This is a genomic window from Bradyrhizobium sp. MV1.5 (assembly GCF_055807615.1).
In genome coordinates this window covers 38,666-58,030 of sequence record NZ_JBVVPL010000013.1, presented here as the reverse complement: position 1 = coordinate 58,030, position 19,365 = coordinate 38,666, and the positions used below count along the sequence as shown (strand labels likewise).

The window sequence follows — 19,365 nt, the reverse complement described above, 5'->3', positions numbered from 1 at the left end:
GCTGGCATGACGTTGAGAAAAACACCGCCCGATCTACTGGGGAATTCCGCGTGGAATGCGATGGCCTTCGTGGTAGCCGTGGTGCTGAACCTGGCCATCCTGCCTTTCGTGATCACCCATCTCGGCCTCGCCGCATTCGGTGTTGCGGGTCTTGTCACCGCATGCATTGCGCCAGCACTGGTGTTCAGCAACGCGCTCGGACTCTCGACATCGCGCGAGCTTGCACAGCGACTGGAGCCGTCCGACCGCGACGATGCGCGACGCCTGTTCGCGACCGCGGTCATGCTCGCGGTCGGCGCGGGCGGGCCGATCGCCATTTTCCTTTTGGTTGCCGGGGCTCCGCTCGCGCGTCTCGGATTTCATCTGGCCGGTCCGGCCGCCGAGGATCTCGCGCTGGCGTTCGCGCTGGCCGGTATCGGCTGGTTGTGCCAGTGTGTATCGGCGGTCTTGATTTCGTTGTTCACCGCGCGGCAAGACTATCGCCGGATCGCCTCGATCGGCATCGTCAGCACCTTGGTCTCGACTCTTTCGATGCTCCTCCTGATCCCCGCTGCACCATACGCATCGACATTCCTGGGTTGCCAAGCGCTGGGGTTGGCGATCGGCCTGCTGCTGGCGCTGGCTTGGTGTAGCGGTCAAATGCGTCAGTGGCTGGCGCCTCCAGCCTTGCATCGCGAGGCGCTTGGCAGGTTGGTTCGGTTCGGCGGATGGCAGGTTGCCGCACAGGGCGGTGCGCTGCTTGCGGGGCAGGCCGATCGATATCTGCTTGGCGCGCTGCTGCAACCGCAGTTCGTCGGTTTCTACGGCGTTGCGCAGCGCCTGCAGGAGGCGACCTATATCGGTATCCTGAAGGTCGGAGAGATCCTGTTTCCCTTCTTCAGCACGCTGCAGAAGGAGAGCGAGGACCGTAAGGTCGATCTGCTGTTCCGATCGTCGTGGATTCTCAACGTTCTGGCCGCAAGCGCGCTCGGCGGATTGATCCCCGTGGCCGGTCCGCTGCTGCATGTTTGGACCGGCGCCGAGGTCGCGGCCGAGGCTGCACAGGTTCTCGTCGTCCTGTCGATTGCCGGGATCCTCGGATCGAGCGCGAACGTCTTCGGCTTTTACTTGCTGGCGCACGGGCGGTCGCGCTCCAACGCGCTCATCGCCTTGATCACGGGTGTCGTCACACTCGTGACCAGCGCGATCGCATTGCCACGCTTCGGATGGCAGGCCGCAGGCTGGAGCGCATGCGCCGGAATGATCGCGCAGATGGCGACCATTGTCTTCCTGTTGCGCCGTAGTTTTGACCTCGCCGGCATGTGGTCGCGCATCGTGCATTGCGTGCTGATGCCGCTCGGCATCGGCATCGCGACGGCGCTGGCGGTGCGATACGGTCTCGACCGCGCGCCATTCCAGCCCGCGCCGTCCTGGTGGTCGGTGGGCGCTGTCTCGTCGGCGACGGCCGCGATCATTTTCACGATCGCGGTTGCGGCGTCGCAATTGGGTCCGTATCGAAGGGCTTGCTGGCAGGATATTCGTTCGATCGTCGGTCGCTTCTTGCCCCTCAAGGCTGTCTAGGACATGTGCGGAATCGCAGGCATCGTAAATCTGGGTGGCAATGCGGTCGAACCGGCCGACATCTCGCGGCTGACCAGCCTGATCGCTCATCGCGGTCCGTTCGGCGAGGGGACCTGGTTCAGCGCGGACCGAAGTCTCGCATTCGGCCACCGCCGCCTGGCGATCATCGATCCCGGCGAGGGCGGCTATCAGCCGATGCTGTCTGCGGACGGCCGCCATGTGATCGTGTTCAACGGCGAGATCTACAACTTCCTCGAGCTTCGCCGCGAGCTCGAGGCGCAGGGCGCGGTGTTCCGCAGCCAATCCGATACCGAAGTGATCCTGGCCGCCTGGCAGGCCTGGCGGGAGGACATGCTGCCCCGTTTCAATGGCATGTGGGCCTTGGCGATTTTCGACACCAGCACCCGCGAGCTGTTTCTTGCGCGCGACCGCTTCGGCATCAAGCCGCTGCTCTATGCCGCGTCATCGGAACGATTCATCTTCGCCTCCGAGCAACGGGCGTTGGTGCGGAGCGGACTGATCGATACTTCCGTCGACATGGAGGTTGCGCGCCGGCTGCTGCTCGATGCCTTCGGGATCGAAGGAAGCGAGCGGACCTTGTTTCGCCAGGTCCGCCGCCTGCAGGGCGGCCACTGCATGTGGCTTCGCCAGGGCAAGGTCAGTGTCAAGCGTTGGTGGCGGACCGTGGATCATCTGCCCCCGGTGCCGGCCACCGAAGCCGAACGTGTCGCGCGCTTTCGCGAACTGTTCCAGGATGCCGTGGCGCTGCGCATGCGCAGCGATGTCCCGATCGGAACATGCCTGTCGGGTGGCTTCGATTCGTCGGCCGTGATTTGCACCATGGCGGCGCATGAGAAGGAAGGCATGGGGCCGCGCGACAGCACGGCATGGCGTCACGCCTTTGTTGCGACGTTCCCCGGGGCCTTGAACGACGAGAGGCCGATGGCCGAGGAGGCCGCCGTCTGGGCCAATGTCGCGCCAACTTTTCTCGAGATCGGACAGGCTGACGCGCTGACGGACCTCGATCAGATTCTCGACGATCTCGATGACGTCTACATCGCGTTGCCGAGCGCCATATGGCTGCTCTATCGGCAATTGACCCAAAACAACGTGACGGTGTCACTCGACGGCCACGGCGCGGACGAGCTGATGGGCGGCTATTTGCAGGAAGGACAAGCGCGCGCGTTTCAAATACGGAACGCGGCAGAGGACCTCGCGTCGCGTTCGAAACTGGCCCGACGTTGTGTGGATGTCCTGCGTGCGTTGGCCCTCAAGCGCAAGGGCGTGTATTTTCTGCGCGGTGGCCTGCGCAATCTTCCCGCCCCGCTCCCGCTGATAGCGGAGGACGATGTGCTGCCGCGTGAATGGGGTGGCTTGAACAAGCGCCTGTATCGGATGTTTCACAGCACGGTGCTGCCCACCATCCTGCGTAACTTCGACCGCCTCTCGATGGCGCACGGCGTCGAAGTTCGCATGCCCTTCATGGATTGGCGGCTGGTGACCTATACGATGGCGCTTCCCGAAAGCAGCAAGTCGGCAGACGGCTATACCAAGGCTGTTGCCCGGCGGGCGATGGCCAATTTGATGCCGGAGTCCATTCGCACCGCGCGCCGCAAGGTCGGCTTCAACTCGCCGATGCCGGAATGGTTGAACGGACCGCTGGCCGGTTGGACGGCCGACCTGCTGGACAAGAATGTGCCGGCGTTTGCAGAACTGGTGGATGAAGCGGGTCTGCGCGCGGCGGTCAGCCGTTTGACGGCCTCGAAGTCATGGGATTGGGAGTCGGTCGGGCGGATCTGGCCGTATCTGAATATGAAATGGATGTTGGCGAGGTACGTATAAGCAATGCGTCTGTTCCAAAATAGCTGTTTCTATCCATCCTACCTGCCGCGGTTGAACCAGCTCGCGGCAGAGGCCGTTAGCTTCGAAGAGCGACGCCGGGTGTTTCTCAACGATCGCTTCGGTGCAATGCATTTTCTGAAACCGGTGCTCGATGGATCACCGGACGCCTTCTTCACCAATGGGGATGACGAGGTCCTGCAGCGCCGCTGGGCGCGCGAGCAGGGCATGTCGGGCGAGCCGACGCTCGAGGCCATTCTCCTCGCGCAGATCGAGCATCACGCCACCGAGGTGTTCTACAATCTCGATCCCGTGCGCTACCCGAGCGCATTCGTTGCCAAGCTGCCGGGTTGCGTGAAGAAGACGTTGTGCTGGCGTGGCGCGCCGTCGGGAAATGCTGACTTTACGGCCTACGGCGCCGTGCTTGCAAACTTTCCCTCGATGCTCGACATGTGGCGCCGGAAGGGATGCCGGGCCGAGGTATTCTACCCGGCGCATGACCCGGTTATGGACGAGTATGGTCACGGAGAACGTCCGATCGACGTCCTCTTCGTCGGCGGCTATTCACGACATCATCGGGAGCGTGCAAAGACGCTAGAGCGAGTCGCGCGCCTAGCCGACAGCCATGATGTCGTATTTTGTCTAGACGCATCGCGCCTGACCAAGCTCGCCGAGAGCGCAATCGGACGATTGCTCCCCCTGCAAAATCACAGGCGTCCTGATGCGATCGCAGCTATTGCTCGGCCGCCGGTATTCGGGAGAGCGCTTTACGAACTGATTGGTTCATCCAAGATCGCGCTCAATGGCTCGATTGATATGGCGGGCGAAGATCGCGGCAACATGCGCTGCTTCGAGTCGATGGGGTGCGGTGCATTGCTTGTATCCGACGCCGGAAGATATATTGACGGCATGCAGGCTGGGACCACGATTGAAACGTACGATACCCCGGAGCAGGCTGCTGAAGTGATCTCGCACAATCTGCAGGATTGGCCGAGGTCGGCCGCGATCGCAGCGCTAGGTCGGGCACGCATCCGTGACATTTACCACAAAGATATGCAGTGGGAACTGTTCGGGAAGATCGTAGGGCGCCTTTGACCACGCGGTCGCTCTGTCGGAGATGTCAATTGAGAAGCCGGGCACGTTGGATTTTGGTACGTGAGAGGATGCGCTGATGTCCAGCCTTTCCACGTTGGTGCGCTGGTGCGCGCGCGCCGTCGACGGCCTCAACTTGCACTACATCGCTCAGCACCTGATCGGGCGGGCGACCTGCCGCTTGCAACCGGGAGCATTCTTGGCCCATTGCGCGCGGATCAGGAATGCACTCGGCGATAGTGACAATATTGTCATTGGTAGCCATTCGCACGTCAGGGGCGAGTTGATGATCCTCGGTCACGGCGGTCGGATCACGATCGGAGAATGGTGCTATGTCGGAGTTGGCACGCGCGTTTGGTCGGGCGCCTCGATCGACATCGGTAATCGCGTCCTAATCTCGCATTCCGTCAACATTTTCGATAATCTCTCGCATCCGATCCGTGCCTCCGAGCGGCACGAACAGGCGAAGCAGATTTTCTCTACCGGTCACCCAAGGCAGCTTTCTCTCGATGACCGCCCGATCAAGATTTGTGATGATGCGTGGATCGGTGCTTGCGCCATAATTATGCGCGGCGTCACCATTGGTGAGGGTGGGATTGTCGCCGCTGGTGCTGTAGTCACCAAGGATGTTCCGGCATATTCCATCGTAGCAGGCAATCCTGCGACTATCGTCAGGGAATTGTCGCCGGACGAGCGATGAGGGAGCGTATGGCAGTATCGATATTGTGCTTGCGAGCCAAGCGAGCGTCTCGTTGGCAAGAGTCAAGGTAGCATCATGTCCACGTGGGTTACCGGTGCGAACGGATTCATCGGACGTCATCTCGTTCGCGAGTTGGCGAGCGCCGGGCATGCGGTCCATGGCGTCGGTCACGGTGCGCTCGATCCGGCCCAGGCACAGGCCCTCGGTTTGCAGACCTGGATCAATGGTGAAGTTGACGCTGCGAATCTGAATGCGCTCGCCGCCTTGCACGGCCTGCCGTCGCACGTCTTCCATCTGGCCGGCGGGTCGTCGGTCGGGCTATCGATCGCGCGCCCGTTCGAGGATTTTTCGCGGACGGTTACGAGCACGGCGCGGCTGCTCGAATGGCTCCGAAGTTTTGCGCCCAGCAGCCGGCTGATCGTGGTGTCGAGCGCCGCGGTCTACGGCGCCGATCACACCGGTCCGATTCCCGAGAGCGCGGCACTTCTGCCGATGTCGCCCTATGGACACCACAAGCTGCTCATGGAACAGCTGTGCCAAAGCTACGTCCAGAGCTTCGGCATTCACTGCATGGTCGTGCGACTGTTCTCTGTCTATGGACCCCACCTCCGCAAGCAACTGCTCTGGGATATCTGCTCTCGGCTGCAGAACGAGGTAGAGGCGTTGAATCTCGGAGGGACGGGGGCCGAGATCAGGGATTGGACCGACGTTCGTGACGTCGTTCGCTTGCTGGCGCGTGTCGCGCAAGCGGAGTGGCAGGATGATTTTTACGTGATCAATGGCGGTTCGGGGCGCGGCGTGAGCGTGGCCGATATTGCCGAGGGACTGATCAGGCATTGGGACAGCAAAACGGTCGTGCGCTTTTCCGGCATCGCGCGGCCAGGAGACCCGACGAGCTTGCTGGCGGACAACGGGCGCGTGCTCGACATGAATTTCGATTGGCGCATCCCGCTGGAGCGCGGTCTGGCCGACTACGTCGAATGGTTCAGGAGCCAGGCTCGTGCCTGAGGGCGCGCCGCTGCGGATTGCATTCACCAACATCCCACGTCGACTATGGGCGGGTGGCTACAACTATCAACGCAACCTGTTCGAGGTGCTCAACCGGCATTCTCCGGGGACGGTGGTCCCCGTGCTGTTTGCCGGAACGGCGGACGATCCCGAGGAGATCGCGGTGCTGGCCGGCGTTCCCGGCGTTGAGGTCGTGCGCTCGCCGGTGTTCGATCACTCCGCGACCGGTCTTGCCCGCGCGACGGACCTCGCCCGCGCGATCGTCTTTGGTTTGGACGCACCTGCCGCCGCCGCGTTCACGGCCAGCAAGATCGACATGGTGTTCGAATCCGCGCGCTTCTTTGGCTGGCGCCTGCCATTTCCGGCGGTCGCATGGTTCCCGGATTTCCAGCATCGGCTACTCCCGCATCTGTTCTCCAGGAGTGCATATTGGCGGCGCGATCTCGGCTTTCGGGTTCAGATCGCATCGGGCCGGCACATCATGTTGAGCAGCGCCACGGCGCTCGGCGATCTCAAGAAGTTCTACCCGGGCAATTCGAACGGCGTCTCGGTCGTCCGGTTTGCGACCGAGCCGCCCGCCAGTCTGCTCGCCACCGAGCCGGCCGACGTGATCGCGCATTACGGCCTTCCGCCAAGGTATTTTTATCTGCCAAACCAGTTCTGGCGGCACAAAAATCACCAGATCGTGGTCGATGCGCTTGATCTGCTGAAATGTCGTGGGCTCGACATCGTCGTCGCGGCATCCGGAAGTACGCAGGACTTCCGTGAATCCGGACTTTTCGAGAGGACCATGAGTGAGGTCAGGTCGCGCGGTCTCGATATGAACTTCAAGCATCTCGGAATGATCCCGCTGGATCACGTCTACGCCCTCCTGCGCGCTTCGATGGCTCTCATCAATCCTTCGGAGTGCGAGGGGTGGAGCACCACTGTCGAAGAAGCGAAGTCGTTTGGGGTCCCAATGATCCTGTCCGACATCGATGTCCATCGCGAACAGACCGAGGGCGGCGCGCGATACTTCGGCATCCGCGACCCCATCTCGTTGGCCGATCACCTGTCGCAGGTTGCGCAAACCGCCGGGCCTGCGTTCGTCCGCAATTTGTTGCCGAACCTGGAGCATCGCGTAGAGGCATTCGTTGCGGATTTCATCCGACTGACCCGGGATGTGATGGCATCACGGCGCGACTAAGCCTGACGAGAAGCGTGGATGCGAGCGGCTTGGTCTCAAGACCTTGGTTTGCTCAGAGCGATCCACCCGCGGCTGCACGGCGACTCGCGCCGGTCCAAGCCGTCGCAGCTGAGGTTGGCGGCGACATTTACAAGTTGATGGCCCAATGCTAGCAGGTACGCTCAGTAACGCGTCGGCGCTCGCCCCGTTGTGTCACGATTGACAGCGATGCCATTGGACTTTTTGCGCTTTGCGTCATAGTTACAAGCTTATTGATCGTCTCGGCGATCGGGTGTCAGCGATCAAACCGATGACGAAGACTTGGTTGACGAACGCAGCAATAGCGGTTTGGATTTCGACTAACTCGATCCTTATCCTCTTGTATGGCCTGAGTGGCACGAAGGGGCATGCAGCCGTAACAGCGGCTGTCATGATTGCGCCGCTGCTCGTCGTATCGGGGAAGTTTCGGCCGCTGCCGGCAGACTATTTGTTCGCTGCATTGGCAGCGCTCATGGTGGCCTCGGTTGTCGTCCACGGTCGAACGACGACTGATCGCGATTATGCGCTGCTCGTCCTTTCGATGGCCGCCTATCCCGCGTTCCGGGCCGTGGGTCATCGTTTTGATCTGTTGCGCTTCTCCTACATCACGGCGGCGCTCGTTTCGGTCGGGACCCTGCTGACGGCCTGGGCGGTGGTTTACGATCGGAGCGGCGAGTACAAGCCGCTGGTCATGGGCTTCCACGAAGGTCCGACCGTGTTTTCGCTGACGTGGTGCTTTCTGGTCTTTGCTTTCCTTTCGATGAACTTATCGTCGCTTCAGTGGCGTGTTGTCGGCGGATTGATCGCCTTGCCTGCGTTCGTGTTTGCCGCAGCAATGGTACGACACCCTTTCATCGCCTTGGCTGTCACGCTCGTCGCGACGGCCAGGATGGGCAGCCGGCGCCAGTTGGTGGTCGTCGGCGTGGTGTGTCTGAGCATTGTCGTTGGTTTGGCTGCTCGTCCCACGATGTCCGGCAAGATCATCGGGCTCGTCCTGGAGAATGCGCAGAAGCCAGTCGTGACGTGCGATACCCGTGATACCTTCGCGATCCGAATAATCCTCACAAAGGAAGCCTTGAACCTGTTGCCGAAGGTTGGTTTTCTCGGCCAAGGTATCGGAACGTTCGCTCAACAATCTTGCTATAAGGCGGAGCCGCACAACGTTGTACTGCAAGCCGCAGTCGAGGTTGGAGTTGCCGCGGCGCTGCTTTTGGCTGCTGCGTTCATTTTGGCGGCGATGTCGGCAGCAAAGTGTGCGCGCTCCAATGCCGCCGCGTCCTTTGTGTTTGCTGGCCTGGTATTCGTCGGGATCGAGTTTTTGATGAGTGGCTCGATGACGAACTCAGCGCTACTGTTTGGATTCATGGGCTGGGCCGTTGGGCTGCCGCAGAATGACGGGAACGAGACAAGCGGTGAACCGCGTCCGCTCGCCGTCCCGTAGCTGATCCCCCAGCCGCAAACCGCGTCCACGTTCGGTAGGCTGGCGGAGCGCTCGTTGCGGAAACTCGTTTGCGGCCGACGGAAGTTGCGAGCGGGATCAGGCCAGTTCGAGCGTACGCTTGAAATAGGCGATCGTCTCCTTCAGCCCGTCCTCGAGCGCGACCTTCGGCTGCCAGTCCAGCGCCGCTTTTGCTTTGGTGAGGTCGGGCTGGCGCTGGCGCGGATCGTCCTGGGGCAGCGGCTGGAAGATCAGTTGCGAGCGTGAGCCCGTGAGCTTGATCACCTTCTCGGCGAGCTCGCGGATGGTGAACTCCGAATTGTTGCCGATGTTGATCGGTCCGGTGATGTTCTCGCCGGTCGCCATCAGCCGCATGATGGCTTCGACGAGGTCGTCGACATAGCAGAACGATCGGGTCTGCCCGCCGTCGCCGAACACGGTGATCGGCTCGCCCTTGAGCGCCTGGACGATGAAGGACGACACCACGCGCCCGTCATTGGGCTGCATGCGCGGGCCGTAGGTGTTGAAGATGCGCGCGACCTTGATCGGCAGGCCGTGCTGGCGCCAATAGTCGAAGAACAGCGTTTCGGCGCAGCGCTTGCCTTCGTCGTAGCAGGAGCGGATGCCGATCGGGTTGACGTTGCCCCAATAGTCCTCGGTCTGTGGATGGATCAGCGGATCGCCGTAGACCTCGCTGGTGGAGGCCTGGAAGATGCGCGCCTTGAGCCGCTTGGCGAGACCGAGCATGTTGATGGCGCCGTGCACCGAGGTCTTGGTGGTTTGTACGGGATCGCGCTGGTAGTGGATTGGCGAGGCCGGGCAGGCCAGGTTGAAGATCGCGTCGACCTCGATGTAGAGCGGAAAGGTGACGTCGTGCCGGACCGCCTCGAACAGGGGATTTGCGATCAGATGAGCGATGTTGCGCCGGCTGCCGGTGAAGTAATTGTCGACAGACACCACCTCGGCCCCCGTATCGAGCAGCCGCTCGCAGAGGTGGGATCCGATGAAGCCAGCGCCTCCGGTCACGAGGATGCGGCTGTTCTTGTAGCTTTCAAACGGCATGATCGGTTCCAGACTGTCCGCAGCGGAGCGCGCTGAGTGGTATCGGCAACGGCCGGACTCGCCAATAGCCAAATGGGATGCTCCAGGGTATTTAAATACCTTTACTGTGCATGGGGTTGTTTTCGATTTTTTCGGTGGGAGCGCTCGTCAGGGCGCCGGTTAGAATTCGCGCCGCTTCAGCCAGGCCCGCGCACCCCAGTGGGCAAAACACCAGCTCGATCTGATCAGGGAGAGGCATTCGACGTTGCGGTAGATATGCCAAACCCATTTGGCGGAGCGCACCGGGCGGCTCGAGACCGAAGAGCCCCTGACGCGATAGCGTGCAAGGTCCTCGTTGAGGCCGTAGGCGGTATGGCCGCGCTTCAGGATCGAGAGCCACAAGCAGAAATCGTCGTAGCCCTCGTTCTTCATCACCACGGGACCGGCGATCTCGCGGTCGACCAGCGCGGTCAGAGTCGCGATCGCGGTGTTCTCCAGGAGCTGGCCATAGGTGAGCGAGGCCGGCACCTCGATCAGGCGGCCGGTGACCGTGTTGCTTTCGTCGATGCGACGGAACGCGGTGTAGCTAAGGGCGGCCCGCTTCTCGCGGGCAAAGGCGAGCTGGCGCTCGAGCTTCCTCGGCAGCCACAAATCGTCGCTATCGAGAAAAGCGAGATAGCGGCCCTGCGCGGCGTCAATCGAGGCTTGGCGGGCGAGCGCCGGGCCGCCATTTCGGGCCTGTCGGATCAGCTTGACGCGAGGATCGCGCTCGCCGATGGCCGCGATGATCGCCGGCGTCCTGTCGGTCGAGCAGTCGTCGGCGATCAAGAGTTCCCAATCGGCGAACGTCTGGTCCTGCACCGAACGGATCGTTTCCTCGATCAGGCCTTCGACGTTCCAGGAGGGAGTTATGATCGAGACGAGCGGCATCATGGATCCGTTCAGTTCACCCGGGCCGGCGCGGCGATTGCCGCACGCAACGAGGCCGCAAACGTGTCGAGCAGCTTGGGATCGCCGATATAGAGCTCGCCCGGATAAGACCGGCGCCAGGCAGACTCGAAATAGGGCGCCCCCCTGGCCGGATCGAATGGCCCGGCGGAGAGCGCTTCGCGCAGCCGTGCCGGCACATCGGCCAGGCGGTCGACCGCATACACCAGCGGGCAGGAGCGGTAGAACGCATCGCCCATCACCACGACCGGCTTGCCGAGCAGCAGTGCTTCGGCGCCCGACTTGCTGTTGACCGAGATGACGGCGTCGGCCCGATTGAGCACGGTGTAATTGTTGGTCTGCGGCGGCAACAGCACGAAATTGTCGAACCGGCGCGCGAGCTCGAACAGGCGCGAAGCTGCGATCGCGCCGATCTGGGCAGGGTGTTCCTTGACCACGAGCACATGCGAATCCGGAATCGTGCGCAGCAGGAAGTCGACGGTGGCGACCTGGTCGAGATAATCCGGCGAGCGCAAAGTCAGCGCCATGTCGGCGGGAACGTGGAAAGGGTAGTAGACGAAGGGCGTGTCAGGAAGCGAGCGATAGAGCTTGCGCAGCCGCGTCGCGTTGAGCGCCATTGCCGCATGAACACGCGCGTGGCGCAGATTGTGCCCGAACTCCTGGTGCTTGCCGAGCGCAAACTGGTCCCAGAGTTTTTCGACAAGACGGTTGGCATTGCGCAGGTTCACGACCTTCTTGAAGGCCGCCGAATAATGGTGCTGGTCCTTCTTGGGGATGACGATCGCACGCTGTGTCAGCGTGTCGTCCAGATAGGCGCGCACTTCTGATGACACCCTCTCTGTTGGCGTCGCCATCACGTCGGGAGCTGCCAGGCTGTCGGGCGTAAAATACATCCGGCCACGGAAGAACGATGGCTCGATGAACCAGTTGCGGATTTTGCGGCGCCTTGCGGCGTAGAAGCTCGCGATGACGGAGAGAAAGCCGCCGAGTTCCTGCACCAGCTCGGTGCGCGTGCCTTGCGCCTCCAGCCGGTCGAGCAGTGCCTCCATGGCGTTGGCGTAGATCATGAATCGCCGGCGCAGCGCGGCCGTGTCGCGGATGCCGAAGGCGAAGCGTTCATGACTGAACAGGAAATTGGTCCCATCGAGTCCGTAGGCAGCGACGCGCGCATCGAACGCCTTGCGGTCGTCGGGTGCAGGGCCGGCCTTGAGGCCCTCGCGGTACATGTTCGTAACCGGCACGCCTGCAGCGGCCGAAATCTCGGCGCTGCGATCGTCGAAGGCGAGCAATTCGACATCATGGCCCGCCGCGCGCAACCGTTGCGCGACCGGAATCCAGAACCGGGTCTGGTATTCGGCGAGGGTCGTGATAAGGAGGGTTTCTGCAGAACGTTGCATAGCTACGGCAACGCAATATAGAATGCCAAGCGATAGCTCAAGTGAGGGTTTCGCGCGAAAAACCGGGCGTTCCGCCGACCCCGGGAAGGGCCGGACATTCCGGGCACCGCGAATCCCGTTCATGAAATCGATGGCACTTCTGAATAGGCACCATGGAACGGCGGGTTGTCATTCGTGTCGACGCTTCGGTCGAGATGGGCATCGGGCATCTGACCCGATGTATAACCCTTGCCAACAACCTCGCCGGTCAGGGAGCCAGGGCAGTCTTCGTCATGCGCGCGAAGTCGGCCGCTTTCTCCGGCCTGGTCGAGGCGGCCGGACACCAATCGATACCGCTGACGGATGCTGAATCCGGGAACCGTCGGCATGGTCCTGCAGACAGTTCCTACGCGAACTGGTTGCCGGTGTCCTGGCAGCAGGATTCGGAACAGACGCGCGAAGCGATCGATAGTGTTGGCGAAGCCGAGTGGCTGGTTGTCGATCACTACGCGCTCGACGCAAGGTGGGAGCGCGCCCTGCAGCGCCCGGGTTTGTGCATTCTCGCGATCGACGATCTCGCCAACCGTCCCCATGATTGCGCTTTCCTGCTCGACCAGAATCTCGTGCTGGGAATGGAGATGCGCTATCGGCCCCTCGTGCCAGCGACCTGCCAATTGCTGCTTGGTCCGAGCTACGCCCTGCTCCGCCCGGAGTTCTCACAGCTGCGTCGATCGCTTGCCGCGCGCAGCGGGGCAGTCAATCGTATCCTGATCTGTTTCGGCGGCACCGATCCCTCGAACGAAACCGGGAAAGCGCTGGGGGCGGTCAGGTATCTGTCACTTGCCACGCTCGCCGTTGACGTCGTGATCGGGCGGGGCAATCCGAACGCCGATCTGGTGGAGCAGCAGTGCCGGGAGATGAATGGGGCCGCACTGCATCACGGTGCAGAGAATATGGCCGAGCTGATGGCGCGCGCGGATCTTGCGATCGGTGCGGGTGGCGTTATGACCTGGGAGCGCTGCTGCCTCGGCCTGCCTACGGTGGCGATCGGCATCGCTGAGAACCAAGTCGGCGTACTGACGGCCCTCGCGGCAACCGGAGCGCTGGTGCACCTCGGTGCAGCCGCGTCAGTGACGGAGGAGGGGATCGCACAGGCCCTGCATTCGCTGTTGTGCAATGCGGGGCAGGTGCGGCGGATGAGCGAAACCGCGCTGGCCCTTGTCGATGGCGACGGCGCGGAGCGTGTCCGCCGCACGGTTTTCCGCTGACTTTGCAATGGGAAGAGAGCCTGAGAGCCGCCCCATCGGTTGACTAATCTGTGGTCCACGCCTATGGCGAGGCTGCTTTGGGATGGGTCGCGATGCCACGTTTTGGGACGATCGGCTATCAAAGATGATGCCGGACTGTTATCGGAATGGAATGCATCGACCCGCCGGGTATTCAGGATCGAGGAACTGCCGAATGGGACGGACGGAACCGCGATTTGTGAGCGTTAGGAGCCATCGATGACGGACACGATCCTGGTTGCAGGGCGCTCGATCGGCCGGTCGCACAAGCCGTTCATCATTGCGGAAATGTCGGGCAATCATAATCAATCGCTCGATCGGGCGTTGGCCATCGTCGAGGCCGCAGCCAAGACCGGCGCGGACGCGCTGAAGCTGCAGACCTACACCGCCGACACCATGACGCTCGATCTCGATCACGGCGAATTCTTCATCGACGATCCGAACAGCCTGTGGAAGGGCCACTCGCTGCACAAGCTTTACCAGCAGGCCTACACGCCCTGGGAATGGCACAAGCCGATCTTCGAGCACGCCCGCTCCCTTGGCATGATCCCGTTCTCGACGCCGTTCGATGTTACGGCGGTGGATTTCCTCGAAGAGCTCGGTGTGCCCTGCTACAAGATCGCGTCGTTCGAGAACATCGACCTGCCGCTCATCCGCAAGGTCGCGTCGACCGGCAAGCCGATGATTATATCGACTGGGATGGCGACGGTGGCCGAGATCGACGAGGCCGTGCGGGCCGCGCGGGAAGCCGGCTGCAAGGATTTGGTTCTCCTGAAATGCACAAGCACCTATCCCGCGGCTCCTTCTGACACGAATCTCCTGACCATTCCGCATCTGCGCGACATGTTCGATTGCGAGATAGGGTTGTCCGACCATACCTTCGGCATCGGTGCCAGCGTGGCGAGCATCGCACTCGGCGCCAGCGTGATCGAAAAGCATTTTACGCTCGCGCGCGCTGATGGCGGGGTGGATTCGACCTTCTCCATGGAGCCTGATGAGATGGCTTCGCTGGTGGTTGAGACAGAGCGCGCTTGGATGGCGCTCGGCGAGGTCCATTATGGCTTGACCGAGAAGGAAAAGGAGTCGCTGACCTTCCGCCGCTCGATCTACGTGGCCGAAGACCTCGCGCCGGGGGACCCCCTGACGGAAAAGAACCTGCGGATCATCCGCCCCGGGCTTGGGCTGCCGCCGAAATATCTATCGACTCTGATCGGCAAGCGCGTCGGACGCCCCGTGCGCAAGGGCACGCCGATGAGCTGGGACCTTTTGACTTCCATCGACGATAACGCTGTGGAGTCGCGACAGGCTGTGTCGGGGAACGCCCGTGCCTGACCAGCCGCATGTCTGCCTGATCGTCGACAATCCGCTCCGCGATCTTGAGGGTTTGGTTTTGCTCGGACGGCAGCTTGCGACGCGAGACGTGAAGGTCACCCTCGTTCCCATGTATGAGCAGGGATTCGACGTTCCGGCGCTGCAACCCGATCTGGTGCTCTTGAACTACACGCGACCGAACAATGCCGATCTGATCAAGCGTTACAAGCGGGCGGGTATCCTGGTTGGAGTACTGGATACAGAGGGGATCGGCGGCAACAATGCCGATCAGTTTGCCGAACTGGTCAAAGCCGCGGGTTGTACTGACCTGGTCGACGTTTATTGTGTGTGGGGACAAGCGCAGCGGGATGCCTTCCTCAAGCACGGGACCGTACCCGCGCATATCCTGCATGCGACCGGGTGTCCGCGGTACGATTTTTGTGCGGGGCCGTGGCGCGCGGCGTTGTCCAAGCCATCGATCGGTTCGGACTATGTGCTGCTCAATACGAATTTTCCGAGCGTCAATCCGCGTTTTTCAAACGGTCCAGGTGATGAGGTAGAGACCATCGTCAACGCGGGTTACTCAAGGGACTACGCAAATCAGGTTATCGTCGAAGCCAAGCATGCCTATCAATCGACGCTCGCGATGTCGATGAAGCTCGCCAGGCATTTTCCCGACGTCCGTTTCGTGCTGCGCCCGCACCCGTTTGAAAACATCAAGTCTTACGATGCATTGGCTGACCTCCCGAATTTCGAGGTGCGGCAGGAAGGTACGTCGATCGAATGGATCAATGGGGCGCGCCTGCTGATCCACCAGAATTGCTCGACGGCAATTGAAGCGACGATGCTGAATGTGGAGCCGCTCAGCATGGAATGGTTCAACACGCCTTCCTTGCGGGTCCAGGCCGCCGCCCAAGTCAGCCGTCCGGTCGCGTCGGAATCCGATCTGATTGCGCTGGTGAAGGAGGCGATGGAAAGCCGGCTGCCGTTGGTTGCTGCGGAAACCGCGCAATTCCGCCGCCAGATCATCAGAGATCTCTTTACAGCCATCGACGGCGCGAGCTCCATCCGCGTTGCCGATGTCATACTCGAGACGATCGCGGCGGCCCGTGGCAAAGCGCGTTCCGGCACCTTGCCGCCACCTTCGTCCCGCGGCCGTGCCGTTGCCATGGCCCGTACCGTGCTTGGATACAAGGCAAGCTCCGCCCTGCGCCGCCGCTTTGGCTCGGCGGAGATCGAGCGTCGCCGTCTGGGCAAGACGTTTGCGTTGGACATGGTCGGTGCCGTACTGGGCAGGATAGATGCTGCTTCCGTGGATGGCCGACGATTTTCCGTCCGCAGAGTCGTCGGTGACACGCGCCGGATGGCCAGGGTTGTGAGCGGCGCCAGCCTGCAATTGACGGAAGCGAGTTGATCGCTCTTCCTCACAAGGAGATGCGGCGGCGCTGCAAGCGCCCGAAGTTTGCCAACCGGATAGCGCAGATGCTTCACCCCGACGGAATCCGGATAGCTTCAATCCACGACCCGATGTCCATTGATCCCTTTCGCGAGTAGCCAATGCAGAAATATCGATGCGTTCCCTCCTTGTATGGTCACTCAGCCGACCCGATGCCCACGATCGAGGAGATCGAGAAGCACTATCGCGAATCCTATTATCAGGACCCGACCGGGCAATATAAGAAGGCGTACGATCAAGCAGAGCTCGACTATTTCGACGATCGAGCAAACGTCGCACTCGACTTCTCGGCCGCTCACGGTGTTGCCAAGGGAAATGCGATTGATCTCGGGTGCGGTGAGGGGTTCTTCCTGAAGTCGGCGCAGCGACGCGGCTTCGACGTCTTCGGTGTGGACCATTCTCTGGTGGGCATCGAACGGCAAAATCGCGATCTGATCGACGGCGATCCTGGCCATTTCGTCGCTGGCGACATCGGATCTCGGCGTCATTTCGAAGGCGTTACATTTGACCTGGTCTACTGCAAGAACGTCATCGAGCACGTCATCGATCCAGACAGCATCATGACGCGCATTGCGTCCTACCTGTCTCCCGGAGGATTGGCGATTATCGAGGTGCCAAACGATTTCTCGAAGCTTCATTCGACCATATTTGGCGATGCCAGCAAGGAAGAGCTTCCCATCTTCGTGCCGCCGGTACACCTGCATTACTTCACGACGAAAACGCTTCCCGAGCTCGGCAAACGTAACGGCTTGTCCGTCATCGACTGCTTTGGCGACTACCCCATTGACCATCTTTTGATGGAAGAGGCGTTCAATTACTACAAGGACAGAAAACTCGGTTCTTCGGCGCATTCATTGCGACGAAAGTTCTTTCGCTATGCGTGTAGTATCGACGTTGACGCCAGGCTGGCATTGTTCAGGTCGATATTCATGGCAGGGCTGGGCAGAGATATCTGCATCGTGGTTCGACAGTGAACGGGCGGGCCGGTGGCAGGCGTGCATGATGGTTCCATGCGTCTGCTCTGCGGCAATAGCCGCTTGATCTTTGCCGACAGGCGCATTGGTCGGCCGATCGAGAAGTTTCAACCACTCAGCCGCGCCATCAGAGCGTCTTCCTTGCTCGGATGGGTTGATTTTGCTAAAGGATCCCCCTGTACCAGGGGGTGCAGACGCTCGGGCCACAGCCCGCGTCGTTGACGCAGAGGATGTCCGAAGATGGGTTTGGTGTCGCGGGTAATTTGGCATGTGAACCGCTCGCCGCTGCGCTACGCGGTGAAAACGGGTTACAGCGCCTTGCATCTCAATGAAAAGCGCGAGCGCCGGCGTCAATTGAAGCTTCTGAACGTCTCTGCGGCCGAACGTGCGAAGGCCGACGATCTCAATCGCGATGGATACGCGATAGTCACCGAATTGATGGATCCATCCATTCAGGTTGAGTTCGCCGAGGCCGGGCGAACCAGGCTCGACAACATTGAAGCCGCGCAAGACAAGCAGACGTCGACCTGGAAGAAGTTCTGGGTCCGTCTGCTGGATGCCGAGATGGAGAACGGTCGCCTGAGGGCCGACAACGTCTTTGTGCGCTATGCGCTGCAGCCTCCGGTCATCAACGTCATTGCCTCGGCTTTGGGTGAAATTCCGTGGCTCGATTATGTGCTGCTATCTTATTCCCGTCACACCGGCGAAGAGCTCCAGTCTTCCCAGCTGTGGCACCGCGACCACGACGACGTTCGCGTGATCAAGCTGTTCAGCTATTTGACCGATGTCGAGACGGATGGCGACGGACCGTTCACTTTCTTGCCGCGTCAATCGACCGACAAGTTCGGTTACCCGCTGCTGGGCAGCCATTTCCCGGACGAGCGAATTTTTCAGAAGGTGCCACGCGAAGACGTCAAGGTGATGAAGGCGCCTCGTCTGACGTCCTTCATGGTGGACACGGCGAAATGCCTTCACATGGGAAGCCGTATGGGACCGGGCCGCGGGCGTCTGCTTTACACCGCCACGTTTTTCGCGTTCCCGATCATGTATCCTTTCGAGAGACCGCGACCATTTTTGGCCACGCCGGAGACAACACCGCTGCAAAAGCTGGTGATGGGACTCTGAGGCGGGCGCCGGCTGCGGATGCACTCCAAGGGATCGCGAGTCGATTCCGAATGCCGCGAATTTCAGCCGATGATAACTTCATCGGCGCTGCGATACATCCGTATGCCGGGTGACGGCGCACGATAGTCTCCGATGGGGAGCCCACGCGACTCCAGTAACGACCAGATGAAGTCGTGAAAGCCTAGCTTGTCACGGAAGCGGACCGTGCTCGAAAAGCGTGGATTGATCTCAAACACCTTCGGGCCGTCGGCGGTTAGTCGCAACTGCACGTTAATCGAACCATTGAGCTCAAGCGCGTCTGCTATCCCATGCAGCAGCGGGCCAAATGGTGTGCTATCGGCGACCACGGCTGCGCCAGTTAGTCCGCCCTGCAACCGACGTCGAAGCACGATCATGCGGGTTTCCCCGGTGCGGCTGCGGTACAGGCCACAGGTGTATTCCTGATCCTCGGGCAGCAACAACTCCTGCCACAAGTCGCCGGCCCGCGTCTGCCTGGTGATCTCGACTTCGTCCTCGGTGGTGACCAGACGTAGATCTTTGCTGCCCTGGCCGCGGCGGCGCTTGAGGATGCACGGCAAGGTTAGTGGCCGGGCCTCCCCAACGATCCGGGTCCACGGCACCCCAAGTTGGTGCGTGGCAAGTCGATTGAAGGTCGCATACTTGTCGAGACCGGTCTCGATGGCGAGCTTGTTTGCAGTAAGGACCGGTACTCCGGCGAAAGTACCCAGGCGTCCGGCGGCGAGTAGGACCGCGATCTCCGCCTCCGACATGGGTACGATCACGTCCACGCCGTGCGCTGCAACGATTCGTTCGAGCCCTTCGACGTAGGTGCTCTCATTTGCGCGTGGCAGCAGTTCGCACGTGTCAAAGAAGGCGGCTCCGGGATGATCAGCATGGATATCGCAACCGATCAGCCGACGGACTGCGTCAGCTTCTCGCGCAATGCGGGCCAGCGCCAAGGCGATATCGCCGCCGCATCCGGTTATCAGCATGGTTTCGTAAATCAT

Annotated in this window: 16 protein-coding genes; 12 read left to right on the top strand and 4 right to left on the bottom strand. The window is 61.2% G+C overall.

The genetic code is table 11. The annotated features are described in order from the left end of the window. Window positions 1-6 precede the first annotated feature (6 nt). The 7 genes from AC0L2J_RS14905 to AC0L2J_RS14875 all read left to right on the top strand — a co-directional run bounded on the left by AC0L2J_RS14905 (window position 7) and on the right by AC0L2J_RS14875 (window position 8,844). Complete coding sequence (locus AC0L2J_RS14905; protein ID WP_473391473.1) at window positions 7-1,560, top strand: lipopolysaccharide biosynthesis protein; 1,554 nt, start codon at window positions 7-9, stop codon at window positions 1,558-1,560. Window positions 1,561-1,563: 3 nt separating this feature from the next. Beyond that, window positions 1,564-3,402, top strand: coding sequence for an asparagine synthase (glutamine-hydrolyzing) (asnB, locus tag AC0L2J_RS14900; RefSeq protein ID WP_473391213.1), 1,839 nt, complete (start codon window positions 1,564-1,566; stop codon window positions 3,400-3,402). Between the two features lie 3 nt (window positions 3,403-3,405). Continuing rightward, window positions 3,406-4,494, top strand: a complete 1,089-nt coding sequence (locus AC0L2J_RS14895; protein WP_473391210.1) for a glycosyltransferase family protein — start codon at window positions 3,406-3,408, stop codon at window positions 4,492-4,494. A gap of 76 nt (window positions 4,495-4,570) precedes the next feature. Further along, a complete protein-coding gene (locus tag AC0L2J_RS14890) occupies window positions 4,571-5,191 on the top strand; it encodes an acyltransferase (RefSeq protein ID WP_473391206.1) in 621 nt (206 codons plus the stop codon). Window positions 5,192-5,266: 75 nt separating this feature from the next. Further along, window positions 5,267-6,199, top strand: a complete 933-nt coding sequence (locus AC0L2J_RS14885; protein ID WP_473391203.1) for an NAD-dependent epimerase/dehydratase family protein — start codon at window positions 5,267-5,269, stop codon at window positions 6,197-6,199. Further along, window positions 6,192-7,385 (top strand): glycosyltransferase family 4 protein, encoded by a 1,194-nt coding sequence (locus tag AC0L2J_RS14880; RefSeq protein ID WP_473391201.1) that lies wholly within the window; start codon window positions 6,192-6,194, stop codon window positions 7,383-7,385. Before AC0L2J_RS14885 ends, AC0L2J_RS14880 begins: the two co-directional genes overlap by 8 nt. A gap of 289 nt (window positions 7,386-7,674) precedes the next feature. Beyond that, complete coding sequence (locus AC0L2J_RS14875; protein WP_473391186.1) at window positions 7,675-8,844, top strand: hypothetical protein; 1,170 nt, start codon at window positions 7,675-7,677, stop codon at window positions 8,842-8,844. A 96-nt stretch (window positions 8,845-8,940) separates the two neighbouring features. Here AC0L2J_RS14875 and AC0L2J_RS14870 read toward each other — a convergent pair whose 3' ends face one another. From AC0L2J_RS14870 to AC0L2J_RS14860, 3 genes are all read right to left on the bottom strand, one after another. After that, a complete protein-coding gene (locus tag AC0L2J_RS14870) occupies window positions 8,941-9,903 on the bottom strand; it encodes a UDP-glucuronic acid decarboxylase family protein (protein ID WP_473391182.1) in 963 nt (320 codons plus the stop codon). Window positions 9,904-10,062: 159 nt separating this feature from the next. Further along, window positions 10,063-10,815, bottom strand: a complete 753-nt coding sequence (locus AC0L2J_RS14865; RefSeq protein ID WP_473391179.1) for a glycosyltransferase family 2 protein — start codon at window positions 10,813-10,815, stop codon at window positions 10,063-10,065. Between the two features lie 8 nt (window positions 10,816-10,823). Continuing rightward, window positions 10,824-12,227, bottom strand: a complete 1,404-nt coding sequence (locus AC0L2J_RS14860; RefSeq protein WP_473391176.1) for a capsular polysaccharide export protein, LipB/KpsS family — start codon at window positions 12,225-12,227, stop codon at window positions 10,824-10,826. 152 nt (window positions 12,228-12,379) lie between these two features. Between AC0L2J_RS14860 and pseG the strand changes: the two genes are divergently transcribed. The 5 genes from pseG to AC0L2J_RS14835 all read left to right on the top strand — a co-directional run bounded on the left by pseG (window position 12,380) and on the right by AC0L2J_RS14835 (window position 18,358). Next, complete coding sequence (gene pseG, locus AC0L2J_RS14855) at window positions 12,380-13,474, top strand: UDP-2,4-diacetamido-2,4,6-trideoxy-beta-L-altropyranose hydrolase (RefSeq protein ID WP_473391174.1); 1,095 nt, start codon at window positions 12,380-12,382, stop codon at window positions 13,472-13,474. Window positions 13,475-13,711: 237 nt separating this feature from the next. Beyond that, complete coding sequence (gene pseI / locus AC0L2J_RS14850; RefSeq protein ID WP_473391170.1) at window positions 13,712-14,824, top strand: pseudaminic acid synthase; 1,113 nt, start codon at window positions 13,712-13,714, stop codon at window positions 14,822-14,824. After that, entirely contained in the window at window positions 14,817-16,217 is a 1,401-nt protein-coding gene (locus AC0L2J_RS14845) for a surface carbohydrate biosynthesis protein (RefSeq protein ID WP_473391167.1), read from the top strand. Before pseI ends, AC0L2J_RS14845 begins: the two co-directional genes overlap by 8 nt. 143 nt (window positions 16,218-16,360) lie before the next feature. Continuing rightward, window positions 16,361-17,233, top strand: coding sequence for a class I SAM-dependent methyltransferase (locus AC0L2J_RS14840; RefSeq protein WP_473391165.1), 873 nt, complete (start codon window positions 16,361-16,363; stop codon window positions 17,231-17,233). Between the two features lie 240 nt (window positions 17,234-17,473). Continuing rightward, window positions 17,474-18,358 (top strand): hypothetical protein, encoded by an 885-nt coding sequence (locus AC0L2J_RS14835; protein WP_473391161.1) that lies wholly within the window; start codon window positions 17,474-17,476, stop codon window positions 18,356-18,358. A 62-nt stretch (window positions 18,359-18,420) separates the two neighbouring features. Here the strand turns inward: AC0L2J_RS14835 and AC0L2J_RS14830 are convergent, their stop codons facing one another. After that, window positions 18,421-19,365 carry an ATP-grasp domain-containing protein gene (locus AC0L2J_RS14830; protein WP_473391157.1) on the bottom strand — a complete coding sequence of 315 codons (945 nt, stop codon included), beginning with the start codon at window positions 19,363-19,365 and terminating at the stop codon, window positions 18,421-18,423.